This is a genomic window from Methylobacterium sp. Leaf399, from assembly GCF_001424525.1.
Classification (GTDB): domain Bacteria; phylum Pseudomonadota; class Alphaproteobacteria; order Rhizobiales; family Beijerinckiaceae; genus Methylobacterium.
In genome coordinates this window covers 14055-30152 of record NZ_LMQK01000010.1, presented here as the reverse complement: position 1 = coordinate 30152, position 16098 = coordinate 14055, and the positions used below count along the sequence as shown (strand labels likewise).

The 16098-nt window shown below is 69.4% G+C and carries 14 protein-coding genes; 10 read left to right on the top strand and 4 right to left on the bottom strand.

Annotated elements, in window-relative coordinates; all coding sequences use genetic code 11:
- Positions 1 to 150 precede the first annotated feature (150 nt).
- The 8 genes from carB to ASG40_RS22345 all read left to right on the top strand — a co-directional run bounded on the left by carB (position 151) and on the right by ASG40_RS22345 (position 8348).
- Positions 151 to 3636, top strand: a complete 3486-nt coding sequence (carB, locus tag ASG40_RS07935; protein WP_055883280.1) for a carbamoyl-phosphate synthase large subunit — start codon at positions 151 to 153, stop codon at positions 3634 to 3636.
- 127 nt (positions 3637 to 3763) lie between these two features.
- A complete protein-coding gene (greA, locus tag ASG40_RS07930) occupies positions 3764 to 4240 on the top strand; it encodes a transcription elongation factor GreA (RefSeq protein WP_200938171.1) in 477 nt (158 codons plus the stop codon).
- Complete coding sequence (locus ASG40_RS07925; RefSeq protein ID WP_443136597.1) at positions 4230 to 4763, top strand: hypothetical protein; 534 nt, start codon at positions 4230 to 4232, stop codon at positions 4761 to 4763. Before greA ends, ASG40_RS07925 begins: the two co-directional genes overlap by 11 nt.
- Complete coding sequence (locus ASG40_RS07920) at positions 4733 to 5770, top strand: mitochondrial fission ELM1 family protein (protein ID WP_055883276.1); 1038 nt, start codon at positions 4733 to 4735, stop codon at positions 5768 to 5770. Before ASG40_RS07925 ends, ASG40_RS07920 begins: the two co-directional genes overlap by 31 nt.
- A gap of 22 nt (positions 5771 to 5792) precedes the next feature.
- Positions 5793 to 6767 carry a thioredoxin-disulfide reductase gene (gene trxB / locus ASG40_RS07915; RefSeq protein WP_055883275.1) on the top strand — a complete coding sequence of 325 codons (975 nt, stop codon included), beginning with the start codon at positions 5793 to 5795 and terminating at the stop codon, positions 6765 to 6767.
- Positions 6768 to 6982: 215 nt separating this feature from the next.
- Positions 6983 to 7873: a LysR family transcriptional regulator gene (locus tag ASG40_RS07910; RefSeq protein ID WP_055883273.1), complete on the top strand. Its 891-nt coding sequence runs from the start codon at positions 6983 to 6985 to the stop codon at positions 7871 to 7873.
- 72 nt (positions 7874 to 7945) lie between these two features.
- Positions 7946 to 8227, top strand: a complete 282-nt coding sequence (locus ASG40_RS20405) for a BrnT family toxin (protein WP_082523966.1) — start codon at positions 7946 to 7948, stop codon at positions 8225 to 8227.
- Positions 8228 to 8252: 25 nt separating this feature from the next.
- Complete coding sequence (locus ASG40_RS22345; protein ID WP_082523967.1) at positions 8253 to 8348, top strand: BrnA antitoxin family protein; 96 nt, start codon at positions 8253 to 8255, stop codon at positions 8346 to 8348.
- Positions 8349 to 8472: 124 nt separating this feature from the next.
- Here ASG40_RS22345 and msrP read toward each other — a convergent pair whose 3' ends face one another.
- From msrP to ASG40_RS07890, 4 genes are all read right to left on the bottom strand, one after another.
- Positions 8473 to 9417 (bottom strand): protein-methionine-sulfoxide reductase catalytic subunit MsrP, encoded by a 945-nt coding sequence (gene msrP / locus ASG40_RS07905; RefSeq protein WP_055883272.1) that lies wholly within the window; start codon positions 9415 to 9417, stop codon positions 8473 to 8475.
- 148 nt (positions 9418 to 9565) lie between these two features.
- On the bottom strand, positions 9566 to 11260 hold the full coding sequence (locus ASG40_RS07900) for an AMP-binding protein (RefSeq protein WP_055883270.1): 1695 nt from the start codon (positions 11258 to 11260) through the stop codon (positions 9566 to 9568).
- 124 nt (positions 11261 to 11384) lie between these two features.
- Positions 11385 to 12083, bottom strand: a complete 699-nt coding sequence (locus ASG40_RS07895; RefSeq protein ID WP_055883268.1) for a hypothetical protein — start codon at positions 12081 to 12083, stop codon at positions 11385 to 11387.
- Positions 12080 to 13594 (bottom strand): leucyl aminopeptidase, encoded by a 1515-nt coding sequence (locus ASG40_RS07890; RefSeq protein WP_055883266.1) that lies wholly within the window; start codon positions 13592 to 13594, stop codon positions 12080 to 12082. Before ASG40_RS07890 ends, ASG40_RS07895 begins: the two co-directional genes overlap by 4 nt.
- 208 nt (positions 13595 to 13802) lie before the next feature.
- Between ASG40_RS07890 and lptF the strand changes: the two genes are divergently transcribed.
- Complete coding sequence (lptF, locus tag ASG40_RS07885; protein ID WP_055883264.1) at positions 13803 to 14960, top strand: LPS export ABC transporter permease LptF; 1158 nt, start codon at positions 13803 to 13805, stop codon at positions 14958 to 14960.
- A gap of 10 nt (positions 14961 to 14970) precedes the next feature.
- Positions 14971 to 16059: an LPS export ABC transporter permease LptG gene (gene lptG, locus ASG40_RS07880; RefSeq protein ID WP_055883262.1), complete on the top strand. Its 1089-nt coding sequence runs from the start codon at positions 14971 to 14973 to the stop codon at positions 16057 to 16059.
- Positions 16060 to 16098: the final 39 nt, after the last annotated feature.

Below are 16098 nucleotides of genomic sequence, written 5' to 3'. Positions count from 1 at the left end.
CCCTTCCCGGGTCGCGCGCCCTTCCAAACCGCGCGTCCGCCGTGTAAGGCCAAATTCCAACGACAATCCCGGCCGCCAGCGCCCCTTTGCCCGTGCCGCGTATCGGCGCCCGGCGAGGTCGGGTGCGCGCGCCCGCATCCAAGGCGTCCGATGCCGAAGCGCACCGACCTCTCCACGATCCTGATCATCGGCGCCGGGCCCATCGTGATCGGGCAGGCCTGCGAGTTCGACTACTCCGGCACCCAGGCCTGCAAGGCCCTGCGCGAAGAGGGCTACCGGATCGTCCTGGTCAATTCGAACCCGGCCACGATCATGACCGACCCGGACATGGCCGACGCCACCTACGTCGAGCCGATCACGCCGGAGATCGTCGCCAAGATCATCGAGAAGGAGCGCAACGTGCTCCCCGGGGGCTTCGCGCTGCTGCCGACCATGGGCGGCCAGACCGCACTCAATTGCGCGCTCTCGCTCAAGAAGATGGGCACCCTCGAGAAATACGACGTCCAGATGATCGGTGCCACCGCCGAGGCCATCGACAAGGCCGAGGACCGCCACCTCTTCCGCGACGCCATGACGAAGATCGGGCTGGAGACGCCGAAGTCGGCGCTCGCCAACGCCTCCGCCGCCAAGAAGGCCGACCGCGAGCGCTACCTCGGCGAGATCGCCAGGATCGAGGCGACCACCCCCGAGGACGAGCGCGCGGGTGCCCTTAGCGCCTTCGAGAAGAAATGGCGGTCCACCGAATCCGAACGGCGCAAGCGCTACGGCGAACACGCCATCGGCCAGGCGCTGATCGCGCTGGCCGAAGTCGGCCTGCCGGCCATCATCCGGCCGTCCTTCACCATGGGCGGCACCGGCGGCGGCATCGCCTACAACCGGGAGGAATTCCTCGACATCGTCGAGCGCGGCATCGACGCCTCGCCCACCAACGAGGTCCTGATCGAGGAATCGGTCCTCGGCTGGAAGGAATACGAGATGGAGGTCGTCCGCGACAGGAACGACAACTGCATCATCGTCTGCTCCATCGAGAACATCGACCCGATGGGCGTCCACACCGGCGATTCCATCACCGTCGCGCCGGCCCTGACGCTGACCGACAAGGAATACCAGGTGATGCGCGACGCATCCCTCGCTGTCCTGCGCGAGATCGGCGTCGAGACCGGCGGCTCCAACGTGCAGTTCGCCATCGACCCGGCCACCGGCCGGATGATCGTCATCGAGATGAACCCGCGCGTCTCGCGCTCGTCGGCGCTGGCGTCCAAGGCCACAGGCTTTCCCATCGCCAAGGTCGCGGCCAAGCTCGCGGTCGGCTACACGCTGGACGAGATCGCCAACGACATCACCGGCGGCGCGACCCCGGCTTCCTTCGAGCCCACGATCGATTACGTGGTGACGAAGATCCCCCGCTTCGCCTTCGAGAAATTCCCCGGCGCCGAGCCGACGCTCACCACCGCCATGAAGTCGGTGGGCGAGGCCATGGCCATCGGCCGCTGCTTCGCCGAATCCCTGCAGAAGGCCCTGCGCTCCCTGGAGACGGGCCTCACCGGCCTCGACGACATCGAGATCGAGGGGCTGGGCAAGGGCGACGACCACAACGCCATCAAGGCCGCCCTCGGCACGCCGACGCCCGACCGGCTGCTCAAGGTCGCCCAGGCCCTGCGCCTCGGCGTCAGCCAGGAGGAGGTCTACGCCTCCTGCAAGATCGATCCGTGGTTCCTCGAACAGCTCCAGGGCATCATCGATCTCGAGAACCGGGTGCGGGCGCACGGCATCCCGACGACGCCGGGCGCCCTGCGCCAGCTCAAGGCGGCCGGCTTCTCCGACGCCCGCCTCGCGGTGCTCGCCAGGACCGACGAGGACGAGGTCCGCCGCCAGCGCCGCGCCCTGGACGTCCGTCCCGTCTTCAAGCGCATCGACACCTGCGCGGCCGAGTTCAAGGCGCCCACCGCCTACATGTACTCGACCTATGTCGCCCCCTTCGCCGGCGCCGTCGCCGACGAGGCGCGCCCCACCGACGCGAAGAAGGTCATCATCCTCGGCGGCGGCCCCAACCGGATCGGCCAGGGCATCGAGTTCGACTACTGCTGCTGCCATGCCTGCTTCGCGCTGACGGAGGCCGGCTACGAGACCATCATGGTCAACTGCAACCCCGAGACCGTCTCCACCGACTACGACACCTCCGACCGGCTGTACTTCGAGCCGCTGACCGAGGAGGACGTCCTCGAGATCATCGCGACCGAGCGCCAGGCCGGCACGCTGCACGGGGTCATCGTGCAGTTCGGCGGCCAGACCCCGCTCAAGCTCGCGCGCGCCCTGGAAGCCGCCGGGGTCCCGATCCTGGGTACCTCGCCGGACGCCATCGACCTCGCCGAGGATCGCGACCAGTTCAAGCGCCTGCTCGACAAGCTCGGGATGAAGCAACCCAAGAACGGCATCGCCTATTCCGTCGAGCAGAGCCGGCTGGTGGCGGCCGACCTCGGCCTGCCCTTCGTGGTGCGCCCGAGCTACGTCCTCGGCGGGCGCGCCATGGCGATCATCCGCGACGAGGCCCAGTTCGCCGACTACCTCCTCGACACCCTGCCGAGCCTGATCCCGTCCGACGTCAAGTCGCGCTATCCCAACGACAAGACCGGACAGATCAACACGGTGCTGGGCAAGAACCCGCTGCTGTTCGACCGCTACCTGTCGGACGCCACCGAGATCGACGTCGACGCCATCTGCGACGGCACCGACGTGTTCATCGCCGGCATCATGGAGCACATCGAGGAGGCGGGCATCCACTCGGGCGATTCCGCCTGCTCCCTGCCGTCGCGGTCGCTCTCGCCCGAGACCATCGCCGAGCTGGAGCGCCAGACCAAGGCGATGGCGCTGGCCCTGCGGGTCGGCGGCCTGATGAACGTGCAATACGCGATCAAGGACGGCGCGATCTACGTGCTCGAGGTCAACCCGCGCGCCTCGCGCACCGTGCCGTTCGTCGCCAAGGTGATCGGCGAGCCCATCGCCAAGATCGCCGCCCGGGTGATGGCCGGCGAGAGCCTGGCGAGCTTCGCGCTCAAGCCGAAGGTGCTCGACCACATCGCGGTCAAGGAGGCGGTGTTCCCCTTCGCGCGTTTCCCCGGCGTCGACGTGCTGCTCGGCCCCGAGATGCGCTCCACCGGCGAGGTCATCGGCCTCGATGCCGGCTTCGGCGTCGCCTTCGCCAAGAGCCAGCTCGGTTCGGGCACGAACGTGCCCCGGAGCGGACGGGTGTTCGTGTCGGTGCGCGATGCCGACAAGGTGCGCATCCTGCCGGCGATCAAGCTCCTGTCCGGGCTCGGCTTCGAGATCGTGGCCACGAGCGGTACCCAGCGCTACCTGGTGGAGAACGGCGTGCCCTGTGACCGCATCAACAAGGTGCTGGAGGGCCGGCCGCACGTGGTCGACTCGATCAAGAACGGCGACATCCAGCTCGTCCTCAACACCACCGAGGGCGCCGGCGCCCTGTCGGACTCCCGGTCCCTGCGCCGGGCGGCCCTCTTGCATAAAGTGCCGTACTACACCACTCTAGCCGGAGCCATGGCGGCGGCCGAGGGCATCGAGGCCTATCTCGAAGGCGATCTTCAGGTCCGCGCCTTGCAGGAATACTTCGCGGCTTGAAATAGTGCGCGCAGGCCGTCCTAGCCTCGCCCTTCCAGGGGCGGCGAACGGGACATGTTTCATTTGGCCCGGAGGGAGCGGCAGCGTTCCCGACCGGGCCTATTCATTGTGGCGCGAGACGATGACGATAGACAAGGTTCCGATGACGGTGCGGGGCTTCGCGGCCCTGGAGGCCGAGCTCAAGCATCGCCAGCAGGTGGAGCGCCAGCGCATCATCCAGGCCATCTCGGAGGCCCGCGCCCTGGGGGATCTCTCGGAGAACGCCGAGTATCACGCCGCCAAGGAGGCGCAGTCCCACAACGAGGGCCGCGTCCTCGAATTGGAGAGCATGATCTCCCGCGCCGAGGTCATCGACGTCACCAAGCTCTCGGGCACCAAGATCAAGTTCGGCGCCACCGTGAAGCTCGTCGACGAGGATACCGAGGAAGAGAAGACCTATCAGCTCGTCGGCGAGCCGGAGGCGGACGTGCGCTCGGGGCTGGTCTCGATCACCTCGCCGATCGCCCGCGCCCTGATCGGCAAGGGCGTGGGCGACACCGTCGAGGTGACGACGCCCGGCGGCGGCAAGTCCTACGAAGTCGTCGCCGTCCAGTATGGTGGCTGAGGCCTTCGCACGCCTTGGCCGGATCGGCGTGCCGCGGATCGCCCTGACGCTCGCCGTCCTGCTGGCTGGCGGGATCGGCCTCCGTGCCGAGGGCCTCGCCGCCCTCGCAGGCGGCCGGGTCTCGGCGATCCGCGTCGACGTCCGCCCCTTCCTGGCGAAGGGCGGCGGCGCCGAGGCGGAGGCCCTGCAGGCGGATCTCCTGGCGGCGTTGCGCAGGAGCTTTTCCGACCGCCTCGGCGGCCAGGGGCCTGCCCTCGTCGTGGTGGTCCGCAGCCTGTCGCTGACCGCCTACGTCGGTTCCGAGGGACGCCGCTTCGGCGGCGGCGGCCAGACCGACTACCTCGACGGCGAGGCCCTGCTCCTGGGCCGTCGCGGCGAGGTCATCGCCCGGCATCCCCAGCTGTCCGCCCTGCCGGCGAGTTCGGGCGGCGCCTGGTACGATCCCGAATCCGAACGTCGCCGGGTTACGGCCATCGCCGAGCATTACGCGCAATGGCTGCGCCGCGCGTTGCCCGACGGGTGAAGGCCGGTTCCGCGGCCCCGCCGCCGGACATCGCCCGCGCCCGGTCCTGGGTGATCACCGACGGCAAGGCCGGCGACGAGACCCAGTGCCTCGGCCTCGTCGAGACCCTCGGCCTCCGGGCCGACGTCCGTCGTATCCCGGGCCGCGCGCCGTTCTCGTGGCTGGCTCCGTGGGGGCCCGTCGACCCCCGCCATGCCCCCGGCCGGTCCGGCGGCGCGCTGGCCGGTCCCCTCCCCGACCTTCTCCTCGCCTCCGGCCGGCAGGCGGTGCCCTACCTGCGGGCCATCCGCCGGGCGAGCGCCGGCCGCACCTTCACCGCCTTTCTCAAGGACCCCCGCACCGGACCGGAGAGCGCCGACTTCATCTGGGTGCCGGATTACGACGACCTGCGCGGTCCGAACGTCCTGACTACGCCGACGCCGCCGCATCGCGTGACGCCGGCGCGCCTGGCGGCCGCCCGCGCCGCGCCCGACCCGCGCCTTGCCGCCCTCCCCCGTCCGCGCGTCGCCGTCCTGGTGGGAGGCGATAGCCGGCACCTGCGATTTTCCGCGGCGGACACCGCCCGCCTGCTGGCGGAGCTGTCCGCCATGAGCGAGGCGGGGGCCTCCCTCATGCTCACGGTCTCCCGGCGCACGCCTCCGGCACTCCGCGCGGCGCTGGCCGTCCTCGCGAACGACAGGCCCGCCTTCTTCTGGGACGGTCGCGGCGAGAACCCCTACGTGCCGATGCTGGCGCTGGCCGAGGCGGTGGTCGTGACCTCCGATTCCGCCAACATGGTCGGCGAGGCGGTGAGCACCGGCGTCGCCGTGCTGCTGTTCGAACTCCCCGGGACCTATGTCCGGCATCGCCGCTTCTTTGCGGGATTGCAGGCGGCCGGCGCCCTGGCGCCGTTTACGGGCCAACTCGACATGTTGCATTACGCACCCATCGACGCGACACCGGAGATCGCGCGCCGCCTCGCCGATGCCTACATGCGTCATCAGGCACGGATCGCTCTCTCCCGCTGATCGCCACCAGGAGTCGTTCGCCATGGCCCACCGTCACGCCCGCCTCGTCATCGTCGGCTCGGGTCCGGCCGGCTACACGGCGGCGATCTATGCCGCCCGCGCCATGGTCGCGCCGCTGATGATCTCCGGCTTCCAGCCCGGCGGCCAGCTCATGATCACCACCGACGTCGAGAACTATCCGGGTTTCGCGCAAGCCATCCAGGGCCCGTGGCTGATGGAGCAGATGCGGCAGCAGGCCGAGCACGTCGGCACCGAGGTGCTGGCCGAGTACATCACCAAGGTCGACCTCAAGAGCCGGCCGTTCCGGCTCGAGGCGGACTCCGGCGAGACCTACTCCTGCGACGCGCTGATCATCGCCACCGGCGCCCAGGCGAAGTGGCTCGGCCTGCCCTCGGAGGCGGCGTTCCAGGGCTTCGGCGTCTCGGCCTGCGCCACCTGCGACGGCTTTTTCTTCCGCGGCAAGGAGGTCGCCGTGGTGGGCGGCGGCAATACCGCCGTCGAGGAGGCCCTCTATCTCGCCAACATCGCCGCCAAGGTCACCGTGGTCCACCGCCGGGGCGAGTTCCGGGCCGAGCGCATCCTGCAGGAGCGGTTGTTCAAGCACGCCAACGTCGAGGTGCTCTGGCACCACGCGGTGGAGGAGATCTGCGGCACGCAGAAGCCGCCTTCGGTCACGCACCTGCGGCTCAAGGACGTGCGCAGCGGCGAGATCGTCGAGCGCAAGGCCGACGGCGTCTTCGTGGCGATCGGTCACCAGCCCGCCACCGGCCTGTTCGAAGGCCAGCTCGACCTGCGCCAGGGCGGCTACATCACGGTGCGGCCCGGCACGACGGAGACGGCGATCCCCGGCGTCTATGCCGCCGGCGACGTCACCGACGACGTCTACCGCCAGGCCATCACCGCCGCCGGCATGGGCTGCATGGCGGCCCTGGAGGCGGAGAAGTTCCTCGCCGCCCTCGACGTCGGCGAGACGCCGCAGCAGGCGGCGGCGGAATAGCGGCCGGCCCTCGTCGTGGCGTCGTGGTTGCCCCGAAAGCCGGTATCCCCCTTTCGGTCCGACGCTCCAGCGTTTTCCCGTGTGTCGCGCTTGCACAGGAGTGCAACACAATCGCAAGATCGACGCCGTAGTTTAGGGCGGATGCCGCCAAAGGCGGCAAGGTCTTTCCGCACGAAACGGGTCGGCGACGGATTGCGTTCGGGAGTGCTTCGGCCTTGGACTGGGATAAGATCCGCATCTTCCTCAATGTCGCAGAGGCCGGGAGCTTCACGCGGGCGGGCGACGACATCGGCTTGAGCCAGTCGGCGGTCAGCCGCCAGATCAGCGCGCTGGAGCGCGAGCTCAAGGCGCCGCTGTTCCACCGCCACGCCCGCGGCCTGATCCTCACCGAGCAGGGCGACCTCCTGTTTCGCGCCGCCCGCGACATGAAACTACGCCTAGAGAACACCCGCGCCCGCCTCGTGGAGACGAGCGAGCGGCCGTCGGGCGACCTCAAGGTGACCACCACCACAGGCCTCGGCACCTCCTGGCTGTCGCAACGGGTGGCCGAGTTCCTCGACCTCTATCCGGACGTGCGCGTCGAGCTCATCCTCACCAACGAGGAACTCGACCTCGCCATGCGCGAGGCCGACGTGGCCATCCGGATGCGCCGCCCGGCCCAGCCGGACCTGATCCAGCGCCGGCTGTTCACGGTCCACTACCATGCGTTCGCCAGCCAGGATTACGTCAAGCGCTTCGGCGAACCCAAATCCATCGCCGACCTCGACGAGCACCGCCTGGTCTCGTTCGGCGGCAACGAGCCGTCCTACCTGCTGGCCACCCACTGGCTCGCCACGGTGGGCCGCGAGGGGCTGGAGCGCCGGACCATCCACTTCACGGTCAACAACATCGCCGCCCTGCAGAAGGCGATCGAGACCGGAGCCGGCATCGGCATCCTTCCCGATTACGCCGTCGACGGGCAGGACGGGATCGTCCAGGTCATGCGCGACAGCGAGATGCCGCACATGGAAAGTTACCTCGTCTACGCCGAGGAGATGCGCACCGTCGCCCGCGTCCAGGCGTTTCGCGATTTTCTCGTCGCGAAGGCGCAGCGCTGGATTTATTGAGCGGGGGCGGACGCCCCTGGCCGGTCGAATCCGACCCACCGTGACGGAAGGTCATCGGGACACCGCCCATCGATGATCACGGTCGATCCGTCGAAGCGTGATAGGACCTTGATCGAACGAGGCCTCGATTTTCGGGCGGCGGAACCCGTCTTCGCGGGCCCGGTCTATGAATTCGAAGATCTGCGGGCCGCATACGGCGACACTCGTATCGTCACGGTTGGGCGTTTCACCGGCCGGATGGTCGTCGTCGGTTGGACCTCACGTGGCGAGAGCCGTCACGTCTTCTCGATGAGGATGGCCAACGCTTGCCGTCCGCCTGATCGACGGCGAGCCTGTTCCCGATGGCCACGATGAAACCGGGTCAAAGTAGCCGGTTACCCTGCGCCTCGATGCGGACGTCATCGCGCGCTTTCGTGCGTCGGCTCCCGGCTGGCATGACCGTGTGAATGCCAGCCTCCGCCGCGCCTTGGGGTGAACTCCATCCGGGCGGACGTCCCTCATACCATTTCCACATCACTTCGTGATTTGGAAATGGGCTTCGCTCAGGCGCCGCGCGGGCTCGGTGATACGGTTCGCGCTTGATTCAAGCGCAAACCGTATCACACGAACAACCGTTCCTTCTCCAGACCCTTGTAGAGCCCGGCCACCTGCTCGCCGTAGCCGTTGTAGATCAGGGTCGGCACGCGCTGGTCGGTGCCCAGGACCCGCTCGCTGGCCTGGCTCCAGCGCGGGTGCGGCACGGCGGGGTTCACGTTGGCCCAGAAACCGTACTCCTGCGCCTGCAGCCCCTCCCAGAAGGTCTTCGGGCGGGCTTCGACGAAGGACAGCTTCACGATCGATTTGACCGACTTGAAGCCGTACTTCCACGGCACCGCCAGGCGGATCGGGGCACCGAACTGGTTGGCGAGCGGCTTGCCGTAGACGCCGGTGGCGATGAAGGCGAGGTCGTTGGCGGCCTCCTCCATCGTCAGCCCTTCCGTGTAGGGCCAGGGATAGATGAACTGGCGCTGGCCCGGGGCCACGGCCTTGTCCATGAAGGTCTGCATCTGCACGTATTTCGCGCCCGACAGGGGCTTGGCGAGCGCCACGAGCTTGGAGAGGGGAAAGCCCGTCCAGGGAACGGACATCGACCATGCCTCGACGCAGCGGTGGCGATAGAGGCGTTCCTCGAGGCCGATCTTGCTGATCAGGTCCTCGACCGCGATCTCGAACGGCTTCTCGACGAGACCATCGATCTTGATGGTCCAGGGCTTCGTCTTGAGGGCATTGGCCTCGGGCAGCACGGTCTTGGACGTGCTGAACTCGTAGAAGTTGTTGTAGTTCGCGCTGTATTTCTCGGCCGTCACCGGCCGGTCGAGGGTGTAGGCCTCGTTGCGCGGTGCCGGATAGCCGCCGTCTGCGGCGAAGGCCGCCGGACCGCCGAACGCCGATCCGGCCGCGAGGCCGGCGGCACCGCCGAGCAGGGCGCGTCGGTTGAGGAAGACGCTCTCCGGGGTGGCCTGGGTCTCGGGGATCTCCCATCCGCGGCGGCGCTTGACGTACATCGTGACTCCTCGGGGCTTCCTGCGGTGCGGGCCTGGCGGCGCGCTTGCCGACGAACATCGGCACGCCACCGTCCCTCGGCAAGCGCGCTCGTCTCCATTCGGCGCGACCGCCGCCGCGGTTACGGCCGCTCGGACAGCCCCGACGGCCTCACACCGGGCCGGTTTCGTCCCTGAGGGCGCGGCGCAGCACCTTGCCGACGTTGGTCTTGGGCAGAGTGTCGCGGAAGACGATGCGCCGCGGCACCTTGTAGCCGGTCAGCTGCGAACGGGCGTAGGCCCGCAACGCCTCGGCGGTGAGGGCCTCGTCCTTGCGCACGACATGGGCGACCACCGTCTCCCCGGTCTCCTCGGATTCGGCGCCCACGACGGCGCATTCGAGCACGCCGGGATGGCCCGCCAGGACATCCTCGATCTCGTTGGGATAGACGTTGAACCCCGAGACCAGGATCATGTCCTTCATCCGGTCGACGATCCGCACCTGGCCGTCGGCCCCGAGGACCGCGACGTCGCCGGTGCGGAAGAAGCCGTCGGCGGTGGTGGCCCGGGCGGTCTCGTCGGGCCGCTTCCAGTACCCGGCCATGACCTGGGGGCCGCGCACGCAGAGTTCGCCCGGTTCGCCGAACGGCAGCTCGCGCCCGTCAAGGTCCCGGATGACCAGATCCGTCGACGAGAGCGGATAGCCGATCGTGCCGGACCATTGCGCGAGGCCGGGCGGGTTGACGCAGACGACCGGCGAGGTCTCAGAGAGGCCGTAGCCCTCGATGATGGCGTGGCCCGTCACCGCCTGCCAGCGGGCGGCGACCGGGGCCTGTACCGCCATGCCGCCCGCGATCGTGAACTCGACCCGGGAGAAATCGACCTGATCGAACCCCGGCGTGTTCAGGAGCAGGTTGAACAACGTGTTGACCCCCGACAGGTGGGTGAAGCGGGTGCCCTTGAGCGTCTTGACGAAACCCGCCGCATCGCGCGGGTTGGGGATCAGCAGGCAGCAGCCGCCGACCTTGAAGAAGAAGAAGAAACAGGCCGTCAGGGCGAAGATGTGATAGAGCGGCAGCGCCGTGACCATGACCTTGCGGCCGGCCTTGCTCCGGGCCACCCCGAGCCAGACCTCCGACTGCGTGACGTTGGCGACGATGTTGCGATGGGTCAGCATCGCGGCCTTGGCGATGCCGGTCGTCCCGCCGGTGTATTGCAGGAAGGCGAGGTCGTCGGGCGAGACAGCGACCTCGGGCGGCTTGCGGCCGTGGCCGTCCTTCAACGCCGCCTCGAACCGGATCGCCAGGCCGGCCGGGAAGGAATAGGCCGGCACCGCCTTTTTGATATGGCGCGAGGCCAGCCCGATCAGGCGCCCCTTCAGCCCGAGCCCGTCGCCGGGACCGGCCACCACGACCCGGTCGAGGGCGATCTCGGGCAGGGCATCCGCCACGGTGTGGGCGAAGTTCTCGAGGACCACGAGAATCCTCGCGCCCGAGTCGTTGAGCTGGGCGGTGAGTTCCCGGGGCGTGTAGAGCGGGTTGACGTTGACGACGGTGCAGCCGGCCAGGAGCACCCCGAAGATCGCCACCGGGTAGGCCGGGACGTTGGGCATCATCAGGGCGACGCGGTCGCCCTTGCCGAGGCCCTGCGCCGCCAGCCAGGACGCGAGGTCCCGGGCCGATTGCCCGACCGCCGCGTAGCTCATCTGGGCCCCGAAGCACTGGACGGCCGGACGGTCCGCGAACTGCGACAGGCTGGCCTCGAACAGGTCGACGAGGGTGCCAAGGCGGTCGACCTCGATCTCGGCCGGCACATGCGGCGGATAGGACGACAGCCACGGTCGCGCGGGTGTCCGGTCGGTCAGCATGGCGTCCTCCCTGTGGTGACGCGGCGTCTTTTGTCAGTCGCCTTCGTTCACATCTGAACCATCTAGCGACATCCCGCCGCGCCGATCAAGCCGGTGCGCCCTCCGCCGCCGGTCGAAACGGCCGTCATGTCACGACACCGGCGGGGCGGACCTCTTCCGCCCCGGTCCGCCACGCCACCAGCAGCGCGTGCGGCAGGAAGGCGACGACGACGAGCCCCGCGGCGATGAGGGCATCGCCGGCCGTCAGCGCTCGCCGCGGCCACGGCCCCAGGCCGGCCGCGTGGGCGAGGCCGAGGACGGCGAAGGCGAACCAGAGGGCGAGGAAGGCCGCCAGGGCGGCCGGGAGGGTCCGCCTCGCGAACCGCCGCAGGGAGACGCGCCGGGCCGTCATCGCGATCACGCCGAGGCCCATCGCCGTCCCGAACAGGGCGGCGCCCAGGGCCGAACCCAGCGCGTACGCCATCCCCATCGGCTGCTGGTTCAGGAAGGCCATGCTGCCGCTGCCGAAGGCGCCCCGCAGAATGAGGCCGCCGAAGGTCGGATAGAGGCTCAATGCGAGCAGCGTCGCGGCCCCGACGGCGAGGCCCGCCGCGCGACGAGGAAATCCGGCGGGTCCGGGTGCCGTCGCGGCGGCGATCAGCCGGGCGAGCCCGTAGACGATGGCCACCGCGAACAGCGGATAGCGATCGAGGAAGAAGCCGTAGGCGTAGGGCGCCAGCCCCGGCGGCAACGCGCTGTTCTGGTCGAGCCCGCCGAGGGTCGCGGCGAGGATGCAAGCCAGCGCCGCCGCGAGGGGAAGCCCGGCGGCGGCGAAGGAATTCATGATTCGTAGTTGTCGCGCACGAGGCGGTCGAGGAGCCGCACGCCCCAGCCCGCCCCCCAGGAGCGGTTGATCTCGCTGCTGCTCGACGACATCGCGACGCCGGCGATGTCGAGGTGGGCCCACGGCACGTCGTTGACGTAGCGCTTGATGAAGGAGGCGGCCGTGGCGGCGCCGCCGTGCCGGCCACCGGTGTTCTTCATGTCGGCGAACTTCGAGTCGATCGCCTTGTCGTAGGCCGGGATCAGCGGCATCCGCCACACCGTTTCGCCGGTGGCCTCCCCGGCCGCGGTGAGCTTGGCCGCGAGGGCGTCGTCGTTGGAGAACAGCCCGGCGATGTCCTGCCCCAGGGCCACGATGATGGCGCCCGTGAGGGTGGCCAGATCGACCATGATCTTGGGCTTGTAGGTGCCCTGGACGTGCCAGATCACGTCGGCCAGCACGAGGCGGCCTTCCGCGTCGGTGTTGATGACCTCGATGGTCTGTCCCGACATCGAGGTGACGATGTCGCCGGGGCGGTAGGCGTTGCCGTCGGGCATGTTCTCGACGAGGCCGATGGCGCCGACCACGTTGACCTTCGCCTTCCTGGCGGCGAGCGCATGCAGGGTGCCGACGACGCAGGCCGCGCCGCCCATGTCGCCCTTCATGTCCTCCATGCCGCCGGCCGACTTGATCGAGATGCCGCCCGAATCGAAGCACACGCCCTTGCCGATGAAGGCGATCGGCGGCTCGGTGGAATCGGGTGCGCCGTTCCAGCGCATGAGCACCACGCGCGGGTGCCGGGTGGAGCCCTTCGCCACCGCCAGCAGCGCGCCCATCCCGAGTTCGGTGAGTTCCTCGAGGCCCAGCACCTCGACCTCGACGCCGAGCTTGGTCAGGGCCTCGGCACGGTTGGCGAACTCCTCCGGATAGAGGACGTTGGGCGGCTCGTTGACGAGTTCGCGGGCGAGGAGGACGCCCTCGGCGACGGCCTCCGTCGCGGCGGCGGCCGCTCGCGCGGCGGCGGGATCCTCGACCATCACGGTCAGGGTGGTGCCCCTGGGCTCCTCGCCCTCGGGCTTCTTCTTGGTCTTGTAGCGGTCGAAGCTGTAGTGCCGCAGGCGCGCGCCCAGCGCGACCTCGGCGGCGTTCGCGGCGGTGACACCCGGCCACAACAGGGCGAGATGGGCGGTGCGGCCCGAAACCTTGGAGGCGGTAAAACCGCCGAGCGCCGGCCAGTCGGTCTTGGCCCGGTCCTTCTCGGAGCCGAGGCCGACCACCACGAGACGGTCCGCGGCGAGGCCGGCGGGCGCCGGCAGGACGAGGGCGGAGAGGGACTTGCCCTTGAACCGCTCGCTGGCGGCGGCCCGCGCCACCAGGTCGGCGGCGCCCTGCCCCACGGCCTCGATCACGGCGGGCGACAGCACGAGGTCGTCGCCGACGAACACGACCAGATCGCCTTGCAGATCGCCTTGCAGATCTGCCTGGCCCACCGGGCCGAGCGGCCCGAACGCGATCGTGATACCGTCCGCCATGACGTTCGCTTTCCACTCTGTCCGGATGTGTGCCGCGGCACGCACCGTTCAGGGCGTGCTCGCGCATCCTGTGTACTGATCGGGCTTCAGAACGCAACGTGACCGCGGTGCCGCGAAACGGCCCCGATTGGCGCGCGCAACCGCCACCGGCAGGCCGCCGGCCACTGCCCCCGACGCCGCATCGATCCGGCGCGACCCGCGAGAGACGATGACGCAGATCCAGCGGTACATCTTCAGGATCGCGCTGTCGGCCTTCCTGGCCTGCCTCGTCGGTCTCACCGGCACGATCTGGGTGACGCAGGCCCTGCGCGAGCTCGACCTCATCACCGCCAAGGGCCAGACCCTGGTGATCTTCTTCCTGATCACCGGCCTGTCGCTGCCGACCCTGATCACGGTGATCGCCCCGGTGGCGCTGTTCATCGCCATCGTCTACGCGCTCAACCGGCTCAACGGCGATTCCGAGCTGATCGTGATGTCGGCCGCCGGCATGGAGCCGCGGCGCATCCTGCGGCCGTTCCTCACCCTCGGATTGGCGGTGAGCCTGGCGGTGGCGTTCCTGACGATCCAGGTGATGCCGTCGAGCTTCCAGGAGCTGCGCGACGTGGTCACGCGGGTGCGCGGCGACTTCATCGCCAACGTCGTCAAGGAAGGCCAGTTCACCAGCCTGGAAAACGGCATCACCTTCCATTTCCGCGAGCGCGGCCCCGGCGGCACGCTGCTCGGCCTGTTCATCCAGGACAAGCGCGAGGCGGGAAAGACCGTGGTCTACCTCGCCGAGCGCGGCCAGGCGGTGGACTACGACGGGCAGAGCTACCTCGCCCTCGAGAAGGGCAGCATCCACCGTCAGCAGAAGGACACGCGGGACGCCTCGATCATCACCTTCGAGCGCTACACCGTCGATCTGGCCGCCTTCACGCCGCCGGACGCGGAGGTGGTGTTCAAGCCCCGCGAGCGTTCCACCAGCCAGCTGCTGTTCCCCGACCGGAGCGAGGGCTACTACACCCTTCAGAAGGGGCGGTTCCGGGCGGAGCTGCACGACCGGCTCTCGGCCTGGCTCTACCCCCTGGCGATCGCCCTCATCGCCTTCGCCGCCCTGGGCGACCCGCGCACCACCCGGCAGGGCCGGGGCCTGGCCGTGGCCGGCGCCGTGATCGCGGTGGTTCTCCTGCGCATCGCGGGCTTCACCGCCACCAGTGCCGCCGTCCGCAGCCAGGGTGCCGTGGTGGCGGTCTATGCGGTACCCCTCGTCGCGATGGCGCTCTCCGCCTTGATGATCTTCCACGGGCCGGCGCTGCGCGACGCGGCGGCGCGGCTCGGGCACGGCCTGCGGGGCGTCCTCGCCCCGCGCCGCACCCGGCTCGGTTGAGGGCGCCGCCATGCTGATCGGCGCCACCCTCGGCCGCTACTTCGCCGCCCGCTTCCTGCGCACGATCCTGGGGGTGTTCCTTACGGTGTTCGCGCTGGTCTACACCCTCGATTTCGTCGAGCTGCTGCGGCGCGCGGGTGACACCGCCGGCGCCTCGGCCGGGCTGATGGCGCAGCTCTCGCTCTATCGCACCCCCGCCGTGGCGGAGGGGGTGCTGCCCTTCGCGATCCTGTTCGGCTCCATGGCCGCCCTGCTCCAGCTCTCCCGCAAGCTCGAACTCGTGGTGGCCCGTGCCGCCGGCATCTCGGCCTGGCAGTTCCTCCAGCCGGGCCTGTTCGTGGCGCTCGGCATCGGCATCTTCACGGTGGCGGTCTACAACCCGGCCTCGGCCCTCATGAAGCAGCGCTCCACCGAGATCGAGGCCAAGATCTTCGCGCGCTCCACCAAGGCGACCTCCGGCAAGGACCTGTGGATCCGCCAGCGCAGCCTCGACGGGCAGGCGATCATCCGGGCCGAGACGGCGGTGGAGGGGACGACCTCCCTGGCCGGCGTCTCGGTGTTCAATTTCGACGGGTCCGGCCGCTTCGTCTCGCAGATCGAGGCGGCGCGGGCCAACCTCCACGACGGCTACTGGGAACTCACCGAGGCCCGGCTCATGAGCGAGGGCGCGGCACCCGAGACCTTCGACACCTACCTCGTCGCCTCGACCCTGGACCCGGCCCAGATCCGGCAGCGCTTCACGCCCGCGGAATCTGTGCCTTTCTGGCAACTGCCGGACACCATCTCGCGCACCGAGCGGGCCGGCCTGGATGCCACCCGCTACCGGCTCCAGTACGGTGTCCTGATGGCGAGACCGCTCCTCTTCGTGGCCATGGTTCTGGTCGCGGCCAGCGTTTCCTTAAGGTTCTTCCGCTTTGGTGGTGTGGGCCGGCTGGTGCTCGGCGGCGTGGCGGCGGGGTTCCTGCTCTACGTCGCGCGCCAGGTCATGGAGGGCTTGGGCGCGTCGGGGATCGTCGCGCCGACGGTGGCGGCATGGTTCCCCGCCGTGGTAGGGAGTTTGTTGGGTACGCTCACGCTTCTCCATCAGGAGGACGGCTGATGCCGGGCCCGGATGGTCGTGACGGGAGCGTCGGTTGGC

Bases quoted from the DNA above. Each gene is read 5' to 3' on its own strand.
- ASG40_RS20405 (WP_082523966.1), top strand. From the start codon at position 7,946: ATGATCACGGTCGATCCGTCGAAGCGTGATAGGACCTTGATCGAACGA.
- lptG (WP_055883262.1), top strand. From the start codon at position 14,971: ATGCTGATCGGCGCCACCCTCGGCCGCTACTTCGCCGCCCGCTTCCTG.
- trxB (WP_055883275.1), top strand. From the start codon at position 5,793: ATGGCCCACCGTCACGCCCGCCTCGTCATCGTCGGCTCGGGTCCGGCC.
- ASG40_RS07890 (WP_055883266.1), bottom strand. From the start codon at position 13,594: ATGGCGGACGGTATCACGATCGCGTTCGGGCCGCTCGGCCCGGTGGGC.
- ASG40_RS07920 (WP_055883276.1), top strand. From the start codon at position 4,733: ATGGCTGCGCCGCGCGTTGCCCGACGGGTGAAGGCCGGTTCCGCGGCC.
- ASG40_RS07925 (WP_443136597.1), top strand. From the start codon at position 4,230: ATGGTGGCTGAGGCCTTCGCACGCCTTGGCCGGATCGGCGTGCCGCGG.
- lptF (WP_055883264.1), top strand. From the start codon at position 13,803: ATGACGCAGATCCAGCGGTACATCTTCAGGATCGCGCTGTCGGCCTTC.
- ASG40_RS07900 (WP_055883270.1), bottom strand. From the start codon at position 11,260: ATGCTGACCGACCGGACACCCGCGCGACCGTGGCTGTCGTCCTATCCG.
- carB (WP_055883280.1), top strand. From the start codon at position 151: ATGCCGAAGCGCACCGACCTCTCCACGATCCTGATCATCGGCGCCGGG.
- ASG40_RS07895 (WP_055883268.1), bottom strand. From the start codon at position 12,083: ATGAATTCCTTCGCCGCCGCCGGGCTTCCCCTCGCGGCGGCGCTGGCT.
- msrP (WP_055883272.1), bottom strand. From the start codon at position 9,417: ATGTACGTCAAGCGCCGCCGCGGATGGGAGATCCCCGAGACCCAGGCC.